Raw genomic sequence first — 19,119 nt, forward strand, 5'->3', positions numbered from 1 at the left:
GGGCTCACTGCCCGCTGCGAAACGGACCGCGACGAATCCATTTCGTCGCGATCCATTTCTCGCCCTTTTCGACAGGCGTGCCGGCATGCAGCGTTTTCGGGTCGCTCTGTCCGAGCGCGTTGACGTATTCGAAATAGAGCGCGCTGCCACGTCGCGGATGAATGGCCAGCCCGACATCGGGAAACGTCGTGTCGCCGCCTTGCTCCACTTCGTTCAGATACAGGATGACGGTAGCGACGCGTTGTCCGCCGCGCTGCATGTGATGCTTGCTGCCGACCTGCTCTTCGGGAAAGTAGTCGTAATGCGGACGATATTCCCCGCCGATGCCATATCGAAGAATATGCAGATCCTCGCCATTCTCGACCGGCTGACGAAACAGCTCGGCAATCCTTCGGTCGATGGTGTCCACCAGCGCATCCGCCGTGCCGTTGACGAACGCGCCATCGCTTTTGCGCTGATCGATCGTGATCTCATCGCCCGAACCCGGATCGACGACGGCGGACGGCTGCACGCGCGCCCGGCCGATTTCGATCAGCTTGTCGCATTCGGCGTCATCGAGCACGTTGGCGACGAGCGCGATCACGGGTTGCTCGCAACTGAAGACCTTGGGCGATTCGCGGCCGCTTGCGGTGAGCACGCGTTGGCGCGGGAGCATCGGCTCGCCGTAGAGATAGTCGGCGGAAGGTTCGTCGTCCTGTACCGATGCGTCGCCTGCGAGATGACGCGCGAGAATCATGCGCGCAGTGTTCGGATGGAACGCCGCCTCGATCATCGCGTCGATCAGCGATTGAGGCGTGCAGCCGCGACGGATGTTCTCGTCGATCCAGGCTTTCCATGTGGCGTCGAAGCGGGGAATCGTGCTCATGGCGGTTGGTCTTATCGTGATGCATGGTGACTTCAATGGAAGCACAAAAGCGCCCGAAGAACAACGATGCGAATGAAACAACGCTGCGAGGTGCGCTCGTCTTATTGCTGATGTTCGCAACGCCGTGCGCCCATGCATCGGCCATGCTTCGCTGCGAATCCGATGACAGCACGGTGAGCTATGTCACCGAGCGTATCGAGCATGCGCGGTGTGTCCGCATCGACATGAGCTTGCAAGGGGCGCGGCCTGCTTCCTCGCCATCGATGGCAGATGCGCCACGCGCGGCATTGCCTGTGCGGCGGCGCGTGGCAGTGCGCATGTATAGCTACGTCGAAGACGGCGTATCTCACTATCTGAGCAGGAAGCCGGATAATGTTTCGGAGAGCGTATCGGTCATCAATCTCTACTTCATGGAAACGTGCAATCTGTGCGCGCCGGATAAAGATGTCGATATCGCCGGACTTACGCTCAACCCGCGATCCTACGGCACGGAAATCGATTCCGCTGCCACGGCATTCGACGTGGACCGCGCGCTCGTGCGTGCGGTAATTCACGCGGAATCGGCGTATCGGCCCAACGCGATTTCCCGTGCAGGCGCGCAAGGTCTCATGCAATTGATGCCCGCCACCGCCGCGCGCTTCAACGTCGGCGATCCATTCGATGCGGCACAGAACATCCGTGGCGGCGTGCACTATCTCTCGTGGCTGATGAAGCATTTCAACGGCAATCTCGACTTCGCGCTCGCTGCGTACAACAGCGGGGAGGCCACCGTCGATCGCTACAACGGCGTGCCGCCCTATGCCGAGACTCAGGCTTATGTATCGCGCGTGAAAACGCTCGTGCAGCGTTACCGCGACGAGCGTTGATTCCTTCGCTTTACTTCGTGTTATCCACCTCGACCTTGCCGTTGAACGTCACCTTGCCACGGAAGAAGTAGTCGGTGCATGCCTTGTAGTCGCCCGGATTGATGAGCGAGAAGGGCATCTGATAGTCCACGACCTTGCAGCCGGTCACGGGCTTGCCGTTGGCCCACGAATAATCCTTGTCGAGATACGCCTTGATCGCGGCGGCCGAGCCTTCGTTGAAGCCGCGCATGTTGGCGCAGCCGAGCGGTTCGTCGGGTGGAATGGTGGCGCCGAGTTCGCGCGCGAATTCCTTGTACGCGTTGATGCGGTTGGTCACCTGCGCCTGCTCCGCGCCGCCCTTGCCGCACTCGATGCCGCCGTTGATGATGAACACCGTCGCGCCGAAGCCCGGCTTCATATTGTTGCCGAGATCGACGGCGTTCGGCTTCCATGTTCCGTCGATGGCCCATGTCATCGGCGGCTTGGGCGTTTGCGGCGTCACGGCGAACCAGACCGCCGAGGCGAAGTTCAGCCACGAATCCGCGACGCGGCCGGGATCGTCGAGCAGGATGTTGACGTCGCCATACAAGGCCTGCGAGAACGGGCCGAAGTTGTAGTTCCAAGAAAGTTGCTTCGCACCCCGACCGAAATAGTCGAGGTACTTGCCCGAGGCATTTTTCGCGCATGGATAGAAGATCCAGTTCGTCGCGTGCGAGCCGGGAATGCATTGCTGATACGCACCGACCGCCGAGCCTTCGTTATAGCCGGATTCGCGCAGGAACCATAACGCCTGCTGCCAGAAGGGCACGGGCGTGTCTTGCGGCATCTTCGCGAGCACGGGATTGTTGTGATCCGCGTAACCCGAGCGCACTTGCGCGGGCGTGAGCGACGGCCAGTTCGCGCCGGTCTCTTGCGTGAAGTGGGCGAAGGACGTGGCGAGCAGCTTGCGGCAGATGGCGAGCGCATCGCGTCCGTCGCTGTAGTCGTCGCAATACGCGGGGAATTTGGCGATGCCGCGCAGAAGGTTGACGTAGGAGTAGGCCACGTTGCGCACGGGGAAGAGGGCGTCGAAGCGGGCTTCGGGAAGAATCGATTCGACGCGCTTCACGTTCGATGGGTTGGTCGCCGCGCCGGGGACGACGGCGTTGACCTGATCGTCGGGCAGAACGCGCAAGGCTTGACGCACGATTTCGATCTGGCCGCTGGATTGATCGACGAGGGCTTTTTCGGCTGCGTTGAATTGTGCTTGCGTGGGGTAGTCGGCGGGCGCGGGGATGTAGGTGATTTGGGGTTTGTAGGAGGCTGGCGTTGGCGTTGGCGTTGGCGTCGGTGCTGGCGTTGGTGCAGGGGGCGGTGTTGGTGTCGGTGCGGGTGTTGGTATCGGGACAGGCGCAGGTGTTGGCGTCGGTGTCGGCGTCGGGACCGGCGCAGGCGTTGGCGTCGGAACAGGAGCCGGTGTAGGCGTCGGTGTCGGTGCGGGAGTGGGCGATCCACTGCACGCGCCAGTGTCTTCCCAAACTCCATACGCGCCGGACTGCGTAGGATCGTCGCCTTGCGTCCACCACTTGTTGCGATAGTTGCGCCCGTTGTGCGTCACGTTCGTGCCCGGTTGCGCATACGTCTGACCCGCAGCCCACGCCGCATAGCATTTCGACGAAGGCGATGGCGAAGGTGATGGCGATGGCGAAGGCGTCGGAGTTGGCGCTGGCGTAGGCACAGGAGCGGGCGTCGGCACAGGCACCGGGGCAGGCGCAGGTGCTGGTACAGGCGCAGGAGAAGGAGAAGGAGAAGGCGCAGGCGCAGGCGCAGGCGCAGGCCCCACCGCCCCCACATCCTTCCAAAGCGTAGGCGTAGTCGCCGGCATCCACCCCGCCCCCGGATAAGCCGTATGCGTCTGCAACGCCTGATAAACCCGCCCGTTATACGTCACCGTCGTTCCCGCCGAGTAAGTCTTGCCCTCGGTCCACGCCTGCTGCGCGAGCGTCACGCCGGCCTGAAGCATCAGCGCGGCCGGCAGCCATGCCAGTTTCCTGCGAATCGAACCCATCTCACTCTCCTGCGTCAAGACCACACTACCGGCGGCTCATGTTCCGTTCCGGGTAATACGTGAACTTCCATTCGGCGTAACTCGTCTGCAATGCGAAGCTCGCGTCGCTGTCGGAGAAACCGTCCTTCTTGAGCGGCGCTTCCGTGGATGCGCTGTTGACGCCGTACCATTCGCCGCCGGGACCGAGCACGAGTTGCCAATCGCCGCCGGTCATCGGATCGTTATAGGCATCGCGCAGATAGCGCTTCACGAACGACGCGCGCGGATCGCGCAACAGATCCTCGAAATGCTTCGGAAATGCGCCGCCCGGATCGGCCTTGACGTAAGCCTCGATCGCGTGGCGGATGGCATCGCCCCGGCGCAATAGTTCGTCCTCCTTCGCACGCTGATTCTGCGTGCTCCAGACCGTGCCGACCTGCATTAGATAGATGGAGATCAGTGCGACGCACATCAGCGCCCACAACATGCCGAAGCCTCGTTCGCGTCCGCCTGGAGCGACGCGCCTGTACCGCTTACCACGAGCCATAATCCGTGCCATCCTTGGCCTTTCCTTTCGCGCCGCTGCGCACGTTGTAGACCCCGGGCGAGCCGTCCGCCGATGGCTCCGTCGCCCACGACGTGCGATTGCCCGCAACCGGGTCCATCGGTATTTCGCGCAAGTAGCGCTTCTGCACGAGTTCGTCGAGCGATTGCGGATAGCGGCCCTGATCTGCCCGAAAGTGGTCGATCGAATCGCGCATCGCCGCGAGGTTCTGATGCAGCACCGTATCCTTCGCCTTGTCGGCCTGACCGAAATAGCGCGGCACGACCAGCGTGAGCAAGGTCGCGATGATCGCCAGCACGACCAGCAGTTCGATCAACGTGAACGCGCGACAGAGCTTTTTCAGCATGACGTTCACCACTTTCGATAAGGAACGCCGTTCAGCCCGGCGCTTTCGGACAGCGAATACACGTCGTACACGTCATCGCCTTCGCTGGGCGAATCGGGCGGGCTGGCGTAACTGCGCTTGCCCCACGTGGCGTCATCGGAACGGCTCGGGCAATCGCACATCGGATCGCGCGGAATGCGCCGCAAAAAATAGATGCGCGCGTGACTCGGGCTGGTCTTGTCGACGCTGCCTTCCACGAGCGTTTCGAGCTTCGCCGGATACCCGGTGTCGCCCATCGTCCGATCGATCTTGCCGTCGTCGCCCGCTTTCTTGTAGGCGTCGATGGCATCGCGAATGCTCCACAGCGCGCGACGCAATTCGTCTTCCTTATTATGTTGCGCGGCGATCTGCACGAGCGGCGCGGCGACCATCGCCAGCGCGGCGAGAATCGCGAGCGTGACCAGCATTTCGATGATCGTGAAGCCCTTGTCCATCGTCGTGATTCAGGGTTGAACGCGGTCGGATGGCGGCGGCGCGGCGTTGTTCGGCTTCAGCACCGGCGCGGGCGGCGGCAGGATCGCGACGGGCGGCGCGGGCGGGATCGGCGGTGGCGGCGGAGCAGAGGGCGCGGCGGGAGGCAGCAAAGTCACCGGCACACGCCCGCTCTCGTTGCCCGTCACCACATCGCGTTCCGTGCTGATGCGCGTCTCCGTGCCCGAGTCGAACAGCATGACGTTGGGCGCGGGCATCGCCTGATTACGCACGATGCGCGGCGTCAGCAGCAACACGAGTTCGGTTTCGCGTCCATCGTCGGTGCGCGAACCGAAGATGCGGTCGAACAACGGCAGGCGACTCAGTCCCGGCAGTCCCGAACCCGTGTTGCGGTCGTTGCGCTGAAGCAGACCGGCGAGCATTTGCGTTTCGTTGTTGCGCACGCTCATGACGGTTTCGGCCGTGCGCGTGCCGATCTGATACGCGACGAGTCCGGTCGTCGTCGTGATCGTATCGGTGACGTTCGACACTTCCATGTGCAGCTTCACCTGCACTTCGTCGGAGTTGACGATGACCGGCGCGACATCCAGCGTCAGCCCGACATCCTGATAGTTCACACTCTCGGAACTGAAATTACCGGACAGCGTGGTCGTGACAACCGGCAGACGATCGCCGATCAACACCTTCGCCTTCTCCCGATTCCTCACGCGGATGCTCGGATTGGCAAGCGTTTTCGTCTTGCCATGCGTCTGCAAGAAGTTGATGCCCACCGGCCCGAGCCTGACCAGCACATCGCTGCTGTTGAGATGATGCAGTTCATCGAGCGTGACCGTGTTGTCGGGCAGTGTCGTATCGTTCGACGTTCCCGCAGCGAGGCCGAAGCTGATCCGGTCCGGGTACTGAATGCCCATCTGCAATAGATCGGATGACGAAACTTCTAGAATCTCCGCATCGATCACGACTTCGGCGGGTGTCACATCCAGCGCACGGATGATGCGTTCCGCCACCTTGATCGTGTCCGGCGCATCGCGCATGATGATCGCGTTGGTGCGCTCGTCGAGCACGGCATCGCGCGTCTTGACCATCTGCTTGAGCACGCCCAGCACTTGCGCGGCCTGCGCGTTCTGAAGATAGAACGTGCGCACGACGAGGTTCTTGTACTCGGTGTCCTTGTCCGGCCGCTTCGGGTAGATGAGGATGGAGTTATCGCTCACCACCTTGCTCGATAACTGATTCGCCTGAAGCACCATCGACAGCACTTGTTTCACGGGCGTGTTGCTCGCGAAGATCGTAGTGGGCGTGGCCGCCTGCACATCGCGATCGAAGGTGAAGCTCAGTCCCGTGATGTTCGATACAAGCTCAAATATGCTGATGAGCGGTTGATCGCGAAACTGCACCGTGATCGGCTGATTGAGGTCCTTGTTCAGCTTTGGTTCGAGATCCTGACCTTTCGGCGTGGTCAGTTCGTCGCGCAGGCGGATGGCGCGTGCGTTGTCAGGCTGCTTTCTCAACACATCGGTGGCGATGGAAAGCGCCGCCTGCGGCTGATCCGGCGCGATGCGCTCGGCGTATTGCACGGCGGTGTCGATCGGCGCCTGCTTCTCGATCCACGCGATCGTTTCGCGCGCGTTGTCGTCGCCGGGTGCGGCGTCCTGCGCCTTGTGCGCCCATGCGAGCGCTTGCGCGGAATCCCCCGCGCGATACGCCACCGTCGCGCGCTGCAAGTAGTCCGCCGCCATCCTGCGTCGCAATGTCAGATACCAACTGCGGATTTCCAGATCGTCGGGATACTGCGCGTTCTGTTGCGCGAGCATGTCGAGTTGCGCATTGGGCGGCATGCCCGCCAGCTTGTTCTGCAAATCCTGACGATGCATCTCCCCCGCGCACGCCGCGATCAACGGAACCAGCACACAGACGGTCAAGCCTTTCAGCCGGCTCATTTCAGTTCTCCAAGCGACAGCGTCTGCCCGCGCTTCAGGGGCAAATAGACGAAGCGGACTTCATTGCGGCTGATGTGCTCGATCCGATAAGCGTTCAGGATCACGTCGCCCTGATGCAGAAAGCCTTTTTTGTGGCAGTTCATGCAGAGCGGAAACTCGCGCCCGGTGCCGGATAGCACGACATAAAACACGCCTTGCTGATCGAGCCAGAGCGTGCGCACCGCGAATGGCAAGGGCGGCGGTTCGGGCGGCGGCGCCTTCACGGGCTTGAGCGGTTTCGGTGGTTCGGGTGGAGGCGGCGGTGGCGGCTGCCATGTCTGCACCGGAAAAATGTCGATGCCGGGCGGTTCATCGATTGCGGCAGTTTCTACGGTGTCCGTATGAACGGGCGCTGTGGGCGGCGTCGTTTTTGTTGCGACAGGCGGCGGCGGTTCGTCGCGGTCACCTCGAAAGTACGTGAACGCGCCCAGCCCGAGCGCCGCCACGATCAACGCCTGCACCGGCCACGAGACCTTCATCGTGCGCACATCGAGCGGTTTCATTTCGCCGTTTCCACGAGAAACGAGCATTGCAGCCGCACTTCGAGTTGCGTCACGCCGATGTTCGGCCGCGACAGCGTGATCCGTTCGCATCGCGCGCCGGGCAGCGTGCGCACTTCGTGGAAGAAATGGCGGAACTGCGGATACGTCGCGCTGAACGTGGTTTCGACGGCATAGCGCCGCAGCGGCGAATCCTTGTCCTGCACGGGAAGCTGATACGTGATCTGTGGAATCGTCACGCCGTTCTTCGCGGCGATTGCATGCAGGCTGTGCAGGAACACGAGATAGCGTTCTTCAGGGCCAATGGGCGCGACGGCTTCGTCAGGCGAGGGCGGCGGCGGTTGCGTGAGACGCGCGGCACGCGTGTTCAAATCCGCCTCGCGCTGCGCGATGTCGCGTTGCAACGGCAACGCTTCGACGAGCATCACGACGAGCGCGCCAACGATCAGCAGCACCGCCAGCATCCCGAACATGTCGAGACGCCATTGCGCGCGTTTGAGTTCCCACGGCAGGCGGTTCATCGACGCATCCCCGATGAGGGCGCACTCGCCTGTTCGGGCGCGGCCACCGGTTGCGCGACGAACGGCTTCCACGTGACCTGCAACGTTGTTTCCGTCGATGCAACCGGCGGCCCCGGCTTCTGAATCTGCCGCTTGATCGACACGTCCGCCGCGCCGGGCTGCGACTGAAGCCAGTCCGCATACGACAGCGCTTCCTGCACCGAACGCGTTTCGAACGACATGTTGATCTGCCGGGACGCCGTGACGATATCCAGCGACAGCAGCGCGATATTCGGATGCCATCCGCCTTCGATCAGAAAGCGCGCCGGTTCCGCCGCATAGCGTTGCTGCGCCATCATCTGCGCCATGCGCGAATTGTTCGATTCGCGATGCGCGTGGCTGATGACCTGAAACTTCGCTTCCTGCTTCGCAATCGTGGATTCGCGTTCGTCGAGCGCCGCGCCTTGCGTCTTGAGCGCGTCGAGGTACTGCATCGCGGCGATCAGCGCGACGATTGCAATGACAAGCGCCAGCAGCCCCGCGACGGAACCGGGTTTGTTCGCGCGATGCAGATCGAGCGTAGGCGCTTTCATGCCGGGACATCCCACGGTGCGGGCAGCCACTCGGCGAGCGCTGCGTCCACGCTCCAGCGTTCGCGCGTGCCCGGACCAATTACATAGCGGCGTTCAGGCGATGTACTCGCGCACAACGCGATGGCATCGCGCAATACTTCGTCGAGCGCGCTTCCTAGCGTCGGCAAGATCGGCAGCGCGATGAAACCGGTCCAGCCGCCGCCATGCCGCAGGCCGATATGCGCGATGGCAGCATCGCCTCCGGTTTCTTCCAGTTCGACAATGGCGATGCTTCCATCGCTGATGCGCGAAGCATGCTTGCGCAGCGCATGCGTGAAGCCCGGCTCGATGCCCGCCAGCCGAATCTTGCGCGACTTGCACAACTGTTCGATGCCCACGCACAACGCCTCGGGCATCGCGGCGGCGAGACGGCCGCGACCCCACGCGCCATCGGTGACGGCGTAGCGCCAGGCTTCCGCGCCCGCGCCCGCCTGAACGGCTTGTGCGCGCGCCGCGGGCACCCAGTCCTGCGGCTTCGGCAACGCCTGCCACGCCAGCGCGTGATAACGCACGAACGGCGCGCCGGTCACGATACGCAACGCACGCAGACCCGGCGCGCCCGACTTCGGCAAAAGCGCTTCGATGGCCTTGAGCGCCGCGCTGACATCGTTGATCGTCGCGAGCTTGACGGATGCGCCTGCGGCCGTTCGCGCGTGCCGTCCATCGAGCCAGATTGTCGTGCTCGTGCCAACGCTAACGTTAGGACGCTTGCGCATCAACCCGCGCAGTATTTCGACATGTTCCGACCAACGCGACATGATGCCTCCGCTACGCTTCGACGATGGTCACGCGATTGACTTCGGCCAACGTCGTGCGGCCATCTGCGACCGCGCGCAACGCGATGCCGCGCAGCGGCACGAAACCGTTCGCATACGCCAACTGCTTCAGTTCCACGATAGGCCGCCGCTCGATGAAGCACTGCTTGATCGCATCGTTCAGACGCAGCACTTCGGCAATCGGCTGCCGTCCGAGATAGCCGGTGCGACGACATGCATCGCAGCCGACGCCGCGTCGAAAGCGCCATCCCGCGACTTGTTCGCGCGTGAGTGCGGAAGCGCGGAGCAGGGCATCGTCGGGCGGATCGTCGTCTTGCGCGCAATGCGGGCAGTTCTTGCGCATCAGACGTTGTGCGACGGCGCCGATCAGCGCATCGATGAAGCTGTGCATGTCCACGCCCATGTGCAGAAAGCGGTCGAGCACGGAGAACACGTTGTTCGCATGCACGGACGTCAGCACGAGGTGACCCGTGAGCGCCGCCTGCACCGCGATGCCCGCCGTCTCGCCATCGCGAATCTCACCGACGAGAATTTTGTCGGGATCGTGCCGCAGGATCGAACGCAGGCCGCGCGCGAACGTCAGCCCTTTCTTGTCGTTGATGGGAATCTGCAACACGCCCGGTAGTTCGTATTCCACAGGATCTTCGATGGTGATGATCTTTTCATCGCCCGTGTTGATCTCAGTGAGCGTGGCGTAAAGCGTGGTGGATTTGCCCGAACCGGTCGGGCCTGTCACGAGCAGAAGCCCATACGGCTCGTGCGCAATCGAGCGGATGGCTTCGACGATTTCCGCATCGTGACCGATCGAATCGAGCCGCAGCGCGGTGTTGGCCGCATCGCCGCGTTGCTTGTCGAGCACGCGCAGCACCGCGTCCTCGCCGTGAATCGACGGCATGATCGAGACACGAAAATCGATTTCGCGCTTGTTGATGAGCGCCTTGAAGCGCCCGTCCTGCGGAATGCGCCGCTCGCCGATATCGAGGTCCGCCATGACCTTCAGGCGCGACAAAACCTGCTCCGCCGTGTCGATGCCGGGTGCCGTCGCCGTTTCCTGCAACACGCCATCGATCCGATACTTGATGACCAGCCCCGCCGCCGTGCTCTCGATATGAATGTCCGATGCGCGCGCCCGCAACGCGTCATACAGCGACGAATTCACCAAGCGGATGACGGGATGCGTATCCGCCGCGAGTGTGCTCAGCGTGATCTCGACGCCCGCATCGGCGAGCGTCGCCGACTTGCTGTCCACATTCACCTGCGTGAGCGCCTGATGCGCCGATTCATGGCGCGCGAGATACGTCATCAGATCGGCGGGGACGCAGAACGCGAACGCGAAGGGCTGCTTCACGCGGTTCATGGCCCAGGCGCGCAAGGTTGCGTTCAGCGGATCGGCGAGCACCAGCCACAGACGGCCGCCGCTTTCCTCGGCGAGCAGGCATTTGCGCGACATGGCATCGCCGAAAGAGAGCAGGTCGAAGCGCGGTTCGAGCGTGTCCAAGGCGTGGGCGTCGAAGCCACGCAGGCCGAGCATCCGCGTGACGTTTTGCAAGTAGTCGCCGGTGTCGTGCTGCGCTTCATCCCACAGTTTCTGTTGACGCGTCCGGTTGTCGGGCGTGCTTTCGACGGCGTGTTCCATCATTCACCCCACGGCTCCGGCCAGTTGAAAGATCGGCATGTACAACAGAAAAATGATCGTCCCGATGATGCCGCCGACCACCAGCATCAGCACCGGCTCGACCACGCGCATCAAGGTGTCGATGGCGCGGTCCAGTTCTTCGTCGCAGAATTCGGCGGAACGCGTGACCATGCCGGCGAGTTCGCCGCTTTGTTCGCCGACGCGGATCAGGCGTTCCGCGACCGGTGTCGTGAGATTCGCGGCGGGCAGCGCGCCGGACAGCGGCTTGCCCGCGCGGATTTCTTCGAGCGCGTTTTCCAGCGCGGTCTGCAATTGCCCTGGCAAGACTTGGGCGGCCAGTTCGAGCGAGGTGACCATCGACATGCCGCCCGCGAGCAGCAGGCCGAGCGTGCGATAAAAACGCGTCAATGCGAAAAGACGTTGATAGTTCGCGAGCTTCGGCATCCTGAGGAACAGGGCGAACAAACGCGCGCGCACTTTCTCGCTGCGCAACGACCACGCCGCAGCGAAGACGATTCCCGCCAGCCCCGCGAGCAGCAAGCCGCCATGCGCTTCGACGAGGTTGCCCCAGACGAGCATCATGCGGGCGGAGAACGGAATCTCCTTCATCGATGCAAACACCTGGCTGAACTTCGGGATCACGTAGAACGCGAGAAACAGCACGATCAGCGCGCCCGTCGCGATGACGATGGACGGATACACCATCGCCGACACGACCTTCTTGCGCACCACGGAAAGCCGCGCGTCGTAGTGGTGATAGCGCTTGAGCGCCTCGGCCAGATGACCGGTTTGTTCCGCCGATGCAACCGTCGCCACGTAGAGCGGCGGGAAATGCTCCGGCTGACGTTCGAGCGAGCGCGACAACGGTTCGCCTTCGTAAAGCGCGGAGACGATCTGCGCCAGCACGGTCCGGTTAAGTCCTTCCTTGCTTTTATCGCGCAACGTTTCCACGGTTTCGACGAGACTCAAACCCGCTTCGAGCAGCGCGATCAATTCCTGCGTGAAAAGCGCGCGCTCGAACACCGGCTTGCGGAACGTGAAGCCGCGTTTGGCCTTCTCGATGGGCGTGGCGCTCAGCAAGGAAAAGCCCATCTCGGCGACGCTCTGGCGCACGTGCGCGTCGTCGTCGGCATCGATCTCGAGCTCTTGCTGGCCGCTGTCGGTATCGACCCGGACGCGATAGCGCATGACGATCCCCGCGCCGTTCATTTCGCGATGATGTCCGCGTCCTCTCCCGTTCCGCCCGGTTTGCCGTCGGCGCCGTAAGTGATGAGGTCGTAGTCCTTGCCGTTCTCGCCCGGCGAGCGATAGACATACGGACGGCCCCACGGATCGTTCGGAATGGCGCTGCTCATGTACGGGCCTTCCCAGCCCGGCGTGTTGCCGACGTTGGTCATCAGCGCGGCGAGGCCCGCTGTGCTGTCGGGATAGTGGCCGGTGTCGAGCCGGTAGCGATCCAGCGCGCTCTCGATACCCTTCATCTGCGATGCCGCCGTCTTGGTGCGCGCCTTGCCCACTTCTCCGAACAGCTTCGGTCCCACATACCCCGCCAGCAACGCGATGATGAGCAGCACCACCAGCAATTCCAGCAGCGTGAAGCCCCGCCGGCGCATGCCGATGCCGGGGCGCATCAGCATTCCCCTCAACGCGGCAGCCTTCGTCGAATCGTTGTACATGGCAGCCCCCGGCATGGTTCGGTGTTCAGGCGCGCGCGCGCGTTTCGCCGGGTCAGGCCGGACGAAACGCGCGCCGCGCGTGGCGGATCATTTGAGCCCGTCGCTCATCACTTTCAGCAGTTCGGCGTTGGGGCCATCGCCATCGAGTTCCCAGGCGAACGCGCCGCGCAGGCTCTGCGCCTTCACGTAGTCCATCTTGAACTTGACCGCGACGGGCGAATCGTAGGACCACCAGGTCGTGCCGTCGTACTTGTACGAGGTCTTCGCGACGGGATGCTCGTACAACGTCCCGGCCGCGCTCTTGAGAAGCCGGTAGTCCTGAATGCCTTCTTCGTACTTGCCGGGCGCGGGCTTGGTGGCCTTCTGATAGAGCCCGTCGCCGGAACCCTTCGCGACGCCGGTCCAGCCGCGTCCATAGAACGGAATGCCGACCACGATCTTCGATGCAGGCGTTCCGCCCGCCAGCAGCGCCTTGACCGCGCCATCCACGTTGTAGGTCGGCGCGAAGCCGCCCAGCTTGTAGGACGGGCTGTCGGGGTCACCGTAGAGCGGCGCCTGAAAGTCGGTCGGTCCCGAGGATTCCCAGCCGCCGTGGAAGTCGTAGGACATCACGTTGATCCAGTCGAGCGACTTGCTGTATTCGCCCGGCTCGGTCATCGAGATCTTGTCGCCGCCCGCGCCGATCGCGACCGTCAGCAGATAGCGCTTGCCGTTCTGTCCGCCGATGGCGTCGAGTTGTTTGCGGAACTCGGCCAGCAGCAGCGTGTAGTTCTTCTTGTCGTTCGGATCGACGGCGTTATAGGGCTGACCGTTGCCGCCGGGGAATTCCCAGTCGATGTCGATGCCATCGAACACGTCCGTGCCCACGCCGTCGCCGCCCGCGTTCGAGGCCGCGTCATACGGCAGATTGCCCTTGATATACACGTTGATGCAGGACGACACGAGCTGCTTGCGCAATGCGTCGGTGGCGGCCGCCTTGGCGAACCACTTCGACCACGTCCAGCCGCCGAGCGAAATGATCACGCGCAGATTCGGATACTTGGCCTTCAACAGCTTGAGCTGGTTGAAGTTGCCCTTCAGCGGACCAGCGGTGTTCTTGCCGTAGCGTGGATCGTTCGAGGGGAAGTCCCACACATCCGCCTTGCCGCCCACGGATTCGTTGCCGTCGAAACCCTTCTGATAGTCGGCCCACGCGTCGCCGCCCGTGCCTGCATCGGCCGCGTCGGGATTGGTCGCGCCCGGTTCGGCCTTGTTGATGATGCCGCACTCGTAACCGTTGTTCTTTTGGTAGACGTTGCCGAACGCGTAATTGATGAACGTCAGCAGTTTCGCCGAGCCTGAGGTGTCGATGTCCTTGACCTTGTAGTTGCGGTCGTAGATGCCCCATTGAGCGAAATAGCCGCCGATTTCGTGTGCGCCGGCGGGGGTGGGGGACGGGGTCGGCGTTGGCGCGGGTGTTGGCGTTGGTGTTGGTGCGGGCGTCGGCGTCGGCGTTGGCGTCGGCGCGGGTGTCGGTGTTGGTGTCGGAGTCGGTACTGGCACCGGAGTTGGTGTCGGTACTGGCATGGGTGTTGGCGTCGGCGTTGGCGTGGGAGTAGGAACCGGTGCAGGCGTCGGTGTTGGAGTCGGTACAGGCGTTGGCGTTGGCGTCGGCGTCGGTGCAGGCGTCGGCCCGCCGGAACATGCGCCGATGTCTTCCCACACGCCGTATTGTCCCGATTGCGCGGGGTTGTCGCCCTGCGTCCACCACTTGTTTCGATAGTTGCGTCCGCCATAGGTCACGCGCGTGCCGGCATTCGCATAGGCCTGCGATGCGGACCATGCATCGAAGCAGGATGAAGGGCTCGGCGTTGGCGTTGGCGTTGGCGTCGGCGTTGGCGTTGGCGTTGGCGTTGGCGTCGGCGTCGGCGTTGGCGTCGGAGTTGGCGCGGGTGTCGGCGCTGGCGTAGGCGCAGGAGTCGGCGCGGGCGCGGGCGCAGGCGTCGGCGTACCCGATGCACCCAGATCCTTCCACAACGTCGGTGTCGTCGATGGCATCCATCCCGCGCCGGGATAGGCCGTGTGTGTCTGCAAAGCCTGATACGTGTGTCCGTTATAAGTAACGGTCGTGCCCGCCGAGTAAGTCGTGCCTTCCTTCCATTCGGCTCCGTGAGCGTTGACGGAATAGGCAACGACGACGGCCATCATGATCGAAGTTGCTCTGGAATGCTTATAAATGCAACGCATGGGAGTGGTCTCCAATTGCTCGCGCGGGTTTGTTTCACCGATTCCGACGGTCGGAGCATTCGGCTCGTTTCATGCCGAGTCCGGATGCAGATGTGCGGATATAGTGATAACCCAACGATAGGAAGTATTCAAGCCAAGAATTGATGATTAGGTTTCCTTCTAATTCAGTTGGCAAATACCTTGTTTGACGATGGAAATGTCAACGCGGGAATGACAACGAGTGCGCGTGGCGTTGCTTGTTTGAAGGTCGTTTTATGACGAGACCGCGCGACTCGCATCGTTTGAATGAACGGATGCGTCAGAAGGCGACCGTCACCGTGACGATGGGAAGATACGTTTCGGCATCGGCGTCATGCGAAGCGTGCTTGTCGTGAATTTGGCCCGCGATGGTCTGCAATGACATCGGCTCGCCGGACGCCGATTGCGCCGCGATATCGATGGCATACGGCTGCGTTTGCACCGCGCAGCGCACCGCGACGTGCCGCGCCTGACCGAGATCGACCGGCACGGCAGGCCGTTCGATCGCGCAGGTGCTCTCGATTCTCAGCCTGACATCGAATTGCGAAGCGTGATGCGTCGAGCGCGTTTCGGATGACGCAGCGATTGCATTCATCGCCAGCAAGACGGTCAACGCAGTCCGATGAAGCGTGCGCATGTTCATGATGACTCGGGAATGCAAAGCACATCGGTAAGACTAGGTGAAGCGCGTCCAGCGCGTAAAGCACGATCGGAAACAAAAAGGCCGTTCTTGCGAACGGCCTTCGATATCAAAGGAAGCGACTAAAGCGAAACAATCATAACGCCGCGCGCGCCGCCTTCGCCGCTGCACGCACCTGATCCGGCGCGGTGCCGCCCGGATGATCGCGGCTCGCGACCGAGCCTTCGAGCGTGAGATATTCGAACACGTCCTCGCCGAGCAGATGCGCCACGTTCGGCAGTTCCTTTTTCATCTCGTCGAGCGACAAGTCCGCGATATCGCAATCGCGATCTACGCAGATCCGCACCGCATGCGCCACCGCTTCGTGCGCATCGCGGAAGGGCAGGCCGCGCTTGACGAGATAGTCCGCGAGATCGGTCGCCGTCGAGAAACCTTGCAACGCGGCGGCGCGCATCGCTTGCGGTTTCACGGTGATGCCAGAAGCCATTTCCGCGAAAATGCGCAGCGTGTCCGCGACCGTATCGACGGTATCGAACAACGGTTCCTTATCTTCCTGATTGTCCTTGTTATACGCGAGCGGCTGGCCTTTCATCAGCGTGAGCAGCGCCATCAGATGCCCGTTCACGCGGCCCGTCTTGCCGCGCGCGAGTTCGGGCACGTCGGGGTTTTTCTTCTGCGGCATGATCGACGAACCCGTGCAGAAACGGTCCGCCAGATCGATGAAGCCTACGCGCGGGCTCATCCACAAGACGAGTTCTTCGGAGAAGCGCGAAACGTGCGTCATGACGAGCGCGGCCGCCGCCGTGAATTCGATGGCGAAATCGCGGTCGGACACGGCATCGAGCGAATTCGCGCAGATGCCGTCGAAGCCGAGCGTTTTTGCCACGGCGTGACGGTCGATCGGATAGCTGGTGCCTGCGAGCGCCGCCGCGCCCAGCGGCAGACGGTTCACGCGCTTGCGGGCGTCGCGCATGCGCTCGGCATCGCGCGAAAACATTTCGACGTAGGCGAGCAGGTGATGCCCGAACGTCACCGGCTGCGCCACTTGCAAATGCGTGAAGCCCGGCATGATGGTGTCCGCGTGCTGCTCGGCCATGTCGATCAACGCCACGCGCAAATCCTTCAGCAACTCGACGATGCGGTCGATCTCGCCACGCAGCCACAGGCGGATATCGGTCGCGACCTGATCGTTGCGCGAGCGGCCGGTGTGCAGGCGCTTGCCGGCATCGCCGATCAAGGCCGTCAACCGCGCCTCGATGTTCAGATGCACGTCTTCCAGATCCAGCTTCCACTCGAATTCGCCGCGCTCGATTTCGCCCTTGATCTGCGCCATGCCGCGTTCGATGGCCGCGAGATCGTCCGCGCCGATGATCTTCTGCGCCGCGAGCATCGATGCATGCGCGAGCGAGCCTTGAATATCGACCAGCGCCAGGCGTTTGTCGAAGAACACCGACGACGTATAGCGTTTGACGAGTTCCGACATCGGCTCGGAGAAGCGAGCCGACCAGGCTTCGCCTTTTTTATGCAATTGGGACGTCATGGTGTGTGGTGTGCGCTTTGCGATGGAAACGGCCCGCTCTGCGATTCTGCGAGCCGGAAGTCGAAGATTTTAACATTTGGGCACGGTTGCCCCGACGAGGATCACCAGCTTCAAATCCTCGCGATGCGCGGGCTTGAACGTGATCTGATCGAACACGATACGACCGCGCACCGGATGATCGAACGCGCGCTCGCCGCCTTCGCGCTCGAACACGTCTTGCGAGGCCCAGTAGCGCGCGAAGGCGTCGCTTGCGGAGGAGAGCGAGTCGATCAGTGCGCGCGTGGGCGGATCGTTCAGATGGCGGATGGAATCGGCGCGGAATTCGGCGGCGAGACGTCGCGCGCGCGTGTCCCAATCGACGATCAGTTCGCGCGCCGCGGGCGAGGTGAACGTGTAGGTGAGCAGATTGCGGTCGTGCGCGCCGTCCAGCCAGCCAACGAATAGCGCCGATGCATGCGCGTTCCAGCGCACCGCGTTCCACTGGCGGTCGAGCACGTACGCGGGTGCCTCGATCAAACCGACCGTCTGAAGCAGCGCGGCGGGCGCGTCCTGAGTCGCCGGGTCCGGCTCGGCGGGATCGCGTTGCGCGGCCAGTTCAAACAGATACGCGCGTTCGGCACGCGAAAGTTGCAGCGCCACGGCGATGCGCGCGAGTGCATCGGCGGAGGCGGAGACCGGGCGGCCTTGCTCGATCCACGTGTACCACGTCGGGCTGACACCGCACAGCGCGGCCACTTCCTCGCGACGCAGACCGGGCGTGCGGCGGCGCGGGCCGGGCGGCAGTCCGACGGCTTGCGGCGAGAGCCGCTCCCTGTGTGCGCGGATGAAATCGCCGAGCGCGCGGGCCGGGGTTTCGTCGATATTCTCCGCTGTGTTCTTTGATGACGGACTCATTTCTTCGCGAGCGGCAGGTGGTTTGGATACCAGGATAATTGGTCAACTTGTACTGGTACAAATCGGGCTCTATTGTAGCGATTCATCCCCACGACCAAACGGAAAATCGCGATGAAACACCACGATCAAGTCGCCGACGCGTTCGGCAGCACCGCCGCCGCCTATCTCACGAGCGCGGTCCACGCGACAGGCGCGGATTTGCAGAACCTTGCGGCTACTTTTGCGGCGACATGCGGCAATGCCGTCGTCCTCGACATGGGCTGCGGCGCGGGGCACGCGAGTTTTGCGGTCGCGCCGCATGTGCGTGAGGTGGTGGCTTATGACATCGCGCCGCAGATGCTTGCTACTGTCGATGCGGCTGCTCGGGAGCGTGGGCTTTCGTCGGTGCGCACGCAGCAGGGTGCGGCGGAATCACTGCCGTTTAAGGATGCATCGTTCGATTGGGTCATCAGCCGGATGAGTGCGCATCATTGGCGGAATGTGCCGGCGGCGCTGCGGGAAGTGCATCGGGTGTTGAAGCCCGGTGGGCGGGTCAGGTTTATCGATATCGCGGGCATCGATGATCCGCTTTTCGACACGCATATTCAGGGGATCGAATTATTGCGCGATGCTTCGCATGTTCGCGATTATCGTGTCGATGAGTGGGTTTCCATGTTTCGCGATGCGGGGTTTGAGGCGCATGTGTCGGAGCGCTGGCGGATCGCGCTGGAGTTCGATGCATGGGTCACGCGCATGCGCACGCCTGCGGAACGCGTCGTCGCGATTCGTTCGATGTGGGAGCGCGCGCCGGACGAAGTGCGGACGTACTTCGCCGTGCAGGACGACGGCTCGTTCGAACTCGATGCGATTTTGGTGGAGGCGACGTCGGGGTGACGAGGGGGTATCGACGGGATCGAATGAGACGGATGGCAAGCCTTGCGAGCCGCGAGGCTTTGACGAAACATCACAGAAACGCGACCGAAGCGGCGCTTTTTATTGGCAGTC

General features: G+C 62.7%; 19 protein-coding genes. 2 read left to right on the plus strand and 17 right to left on the minus strand.

What is annotated here, in order from left to right:
• Window positions 1–4: 4 nt before the first annotated feature.
• Window positions 5–865, minus strand: a complete 861-nt coding sequence (locus ACZCWR_RS06175) for a 2OG-Fe(II) oxygenase (protein ID WP_487302830.1) — start codon at window positions 863–865, stop codon at window positions 5–7.
• 35 nt (window positions 866–900) lie between these two features.
• Here ACZCWR_RS06175 and ACZCWR_RS06180 point away from each other — a divergent pair, with 35 nt between their 5' ends.
• A complete protein-coding gene (locus ACZCWR_RS06180) occupies window positions 901–1,731 on the plus strand; it encodes a lytic transglycosylase domain-containing protein (protein WP_487302831.1) in 831 nt (276 codons plus the stop codon).
• Window positions 1,732–1,741: 10 nt separating this feature from the next.
• On the opposite strand, the gene ACZCWR_RS06185 is transcribed toward ACZCWR_RS06180, so the two are convergent.
• The 16 genes from ACZCWR_RS06185 to ACZCWR_RS06260 all read right to left on the minus strand — a co-directional run bounded on the left by ACZCWR_RS06185 (window position 1,742) and on the right by ACZCWR_RS06260 (window position 18,135).
• Complete coding sequence (locus ACZCWR_RS06185; protein ID WP_487302832.1) at window positions 1,742–3,757, minus strand: glycoside hydrolase family 19 protein; 2,016 nt, start codon at window positions 3,755–3,757, stop codon at window positions 1,742–1,744.
• Window positions 3,758–3,782: 25 nt separating this feature from the next.
• Window positions 3,783–4,223 carry a type II secretion system protein gene (locus ACZCWR_RS06190; RefSeq protein ID WP_487302833.1) on the minus strand — a complete coding sequence of 147 codons (441 nt, stop codon included), beginning with the start codon at window positions 4,221–4,223 and terminating at the stop codon, window positions 3,783–3,785.
• Between the two features lie 46 nt (window positions 4,224–4,269).
• Window positions 4,270–4,647 (minus strand): type II secretion system protein, encoded by a 378-nt coding sequence (locus ACZCWR_RS06195; RefSeq protein WP_487302834.1) that lies wholly within the window; start codon window positions 4,645–4,647, stop codon window positions 4,270–4,272.
• Between the two features lie 5 nt (window positions 4,648–4,652).
• Complete coding sequence (locus ACZCWR_RS06200) at window positions 4,653–5,120, minus strand: type II secretion system protein (protein WP_487302835.1); 468 nt, start codon at window positions 5,118–5,120, stop codon at window positions 4,653–4,655.
• Window positions 5,121–5,129: 9 nt separating this feature from the next.
• On the minus strand, window positions 5,130–7,058 hold the full coding sequence (locus ACZCWR_RS06205) for a secretin N-terminal domain-containing protein (protein WP_487302836.1): 1,929 nt from the start codon (window positions 7,056–7,058) through the stop codon (window positions 5,130–5,132).
• Window positions 7,055–7,600 (minus strand): hypothetical protein, encoded by a 546-nt coding sequence (locus ACZCWR_RS06210; RefSeq protein ID WP_487302837.1) that lies wholly within the window; start codon window positions 7,598–7,600, stop codon window positions 7,055–7,057. Before ACZCWR_RS06210 ends, ACZCWR_RS06205 begins: the two co-directional genes overlap by 4 nt.
• Complete coding sequence (locus tag ACZCWR_RS06215) at window positions 7,597–8,118, minus strand: hypothetical protein (protein ID WP_487302838.1); 522 nt, start codon at window positions 8,116–8,118, stop codon at window positions 7,597–7,599. The genes ACZCWR_RS06210 and ACZCWR_RS06215 overlap by 4 nt, the downstream gene beginning before the upstream one ends.
• A complete protein-coding gene (locus tag ACZCWR_RS06220) occupies window positions 8,115–8,690 on the minus strand; it encodes a hypothetical protein (RefSeq protein WP_487302839.1) in 576 nt (191 codons plus the stop codon). Before ACZCWR_RS06220 ends, ACZCWR_RS06215 begins: the two co-directional genes overlap by 4 nt.
• Window positions 8,687–9,487, minus strand: coding sequence for a hypothetical protein (locus tag ACZCWR_RS06225; protein ID WP_487302840.1), 801 nt, complete (start codon window positions 9,485–9,487; stop codon window positions 8,687–8,689). Before ACZCWR_RS06225 ends, ACZCWR_RS06220 begins: the two co-directional genes overlap by 4 nt.
• A gap of 10 nt (window positions 9,488–9,497) precedes the next feature.
• Window positions 9,498–11,144 carry a GspE/PulE family protein gene (locus ACZCWR_RS06230; RefSeq protein ID WP_487302841.1) on the minus strand — a complete coding sequence of 549 codons (1,647 nt, stop codon included), beginning with the start codon at window positions 11,142–11,144 and terminating at the stop codon, window positions 9,498–9,500.
• Complete coding sequence (locus tag ACZCWR_RS06235) at window positions 11,145–12,329, minus strand: type II secretion system F family protein (protein ID WP_487302842.1); 1,185 nt, start codon at window positions 12,327–12,329, stop codon at window positions 11,145–11,147.
• 17 nt (window positions 12,330–12,346) lie between these two features.
• Complete coding sequence (gene gspG, locus ACZCWR_RS06240; RefSeq protein WP_487302843.1) at window positions 12,347–12,817, minus strand: type II secretion system major pseudopilin GspG; 471 nt, start codon at window positions 12,815–12,817, stop codon at window positions 12,347–12,349.
• 87 nt (window positions 12,818–12,904) lie between these two features.
• Entirely contained in the window at window positions 12,905–15,004 is a 2,100-nt protein-coding gene (locus tag ACZCWR_RS06245) for a glycosyl hydrolase family 18 protein (protein WP_487302844.1), read from the minus strand.
• Between the two features lie 337 nt (window positions 15,005–15,341).
• Entirely contained in the window at window positions 15,342–15,704 is a 363-nt protein-coding gene (locus ACZCWR_RS06250) for a hypothetical protein (protein WP_487302845.1), read from the minus strand.
• Window positions 15,705–15,837: 133 nt separating this feature from the next.
• A complete protein-coding gene (gene argH / locus ACZCWR_RS06255) occupies window positions 15,838–17,241 on the minus strand; it encodes an argininosuccinate lyase (protein ID WP_487302846.1) in 1,404 nt (467 codons plus the stop codon).
• Between the two features lie 69 nt (window positions 17,242–17,310).
• Window positions 17,311–18,135 (minus strand): helix-turn-helix transcriptional regulator, encoded by an 825-nt coding sequence (locus ACZCWR_RS06260; protein ID WP_487302847.1) that lies wholly within the window; start codon window positions 18,133–18,135, stop codon window positions 17,311–17,313.
• 111 nt (window positions 18,136–18,246) lie between these two features.
• On the opposite strand from ACZCWR_RS06260, the gene ACZCWR_RS06265 reads away from it, so the two are divergent.
• Window positions 18,247–19,008: a class I SAM-dependent methyltransferase gene (locus tag ACZCWR_RS06265; RefSeq protein ID WP_487302848.1), complete on the plus strand. Its 762-nt coding sequence runs from the start codon at window positions 18,247–18,249 to the stop codon at window positions 19,006–19,008.
• Window positions 19,009–19,119: the final 111 nt, after the last annotated feature.

The organism is Caballeronia sp. A2-2 (assembly GCF_057612605.2).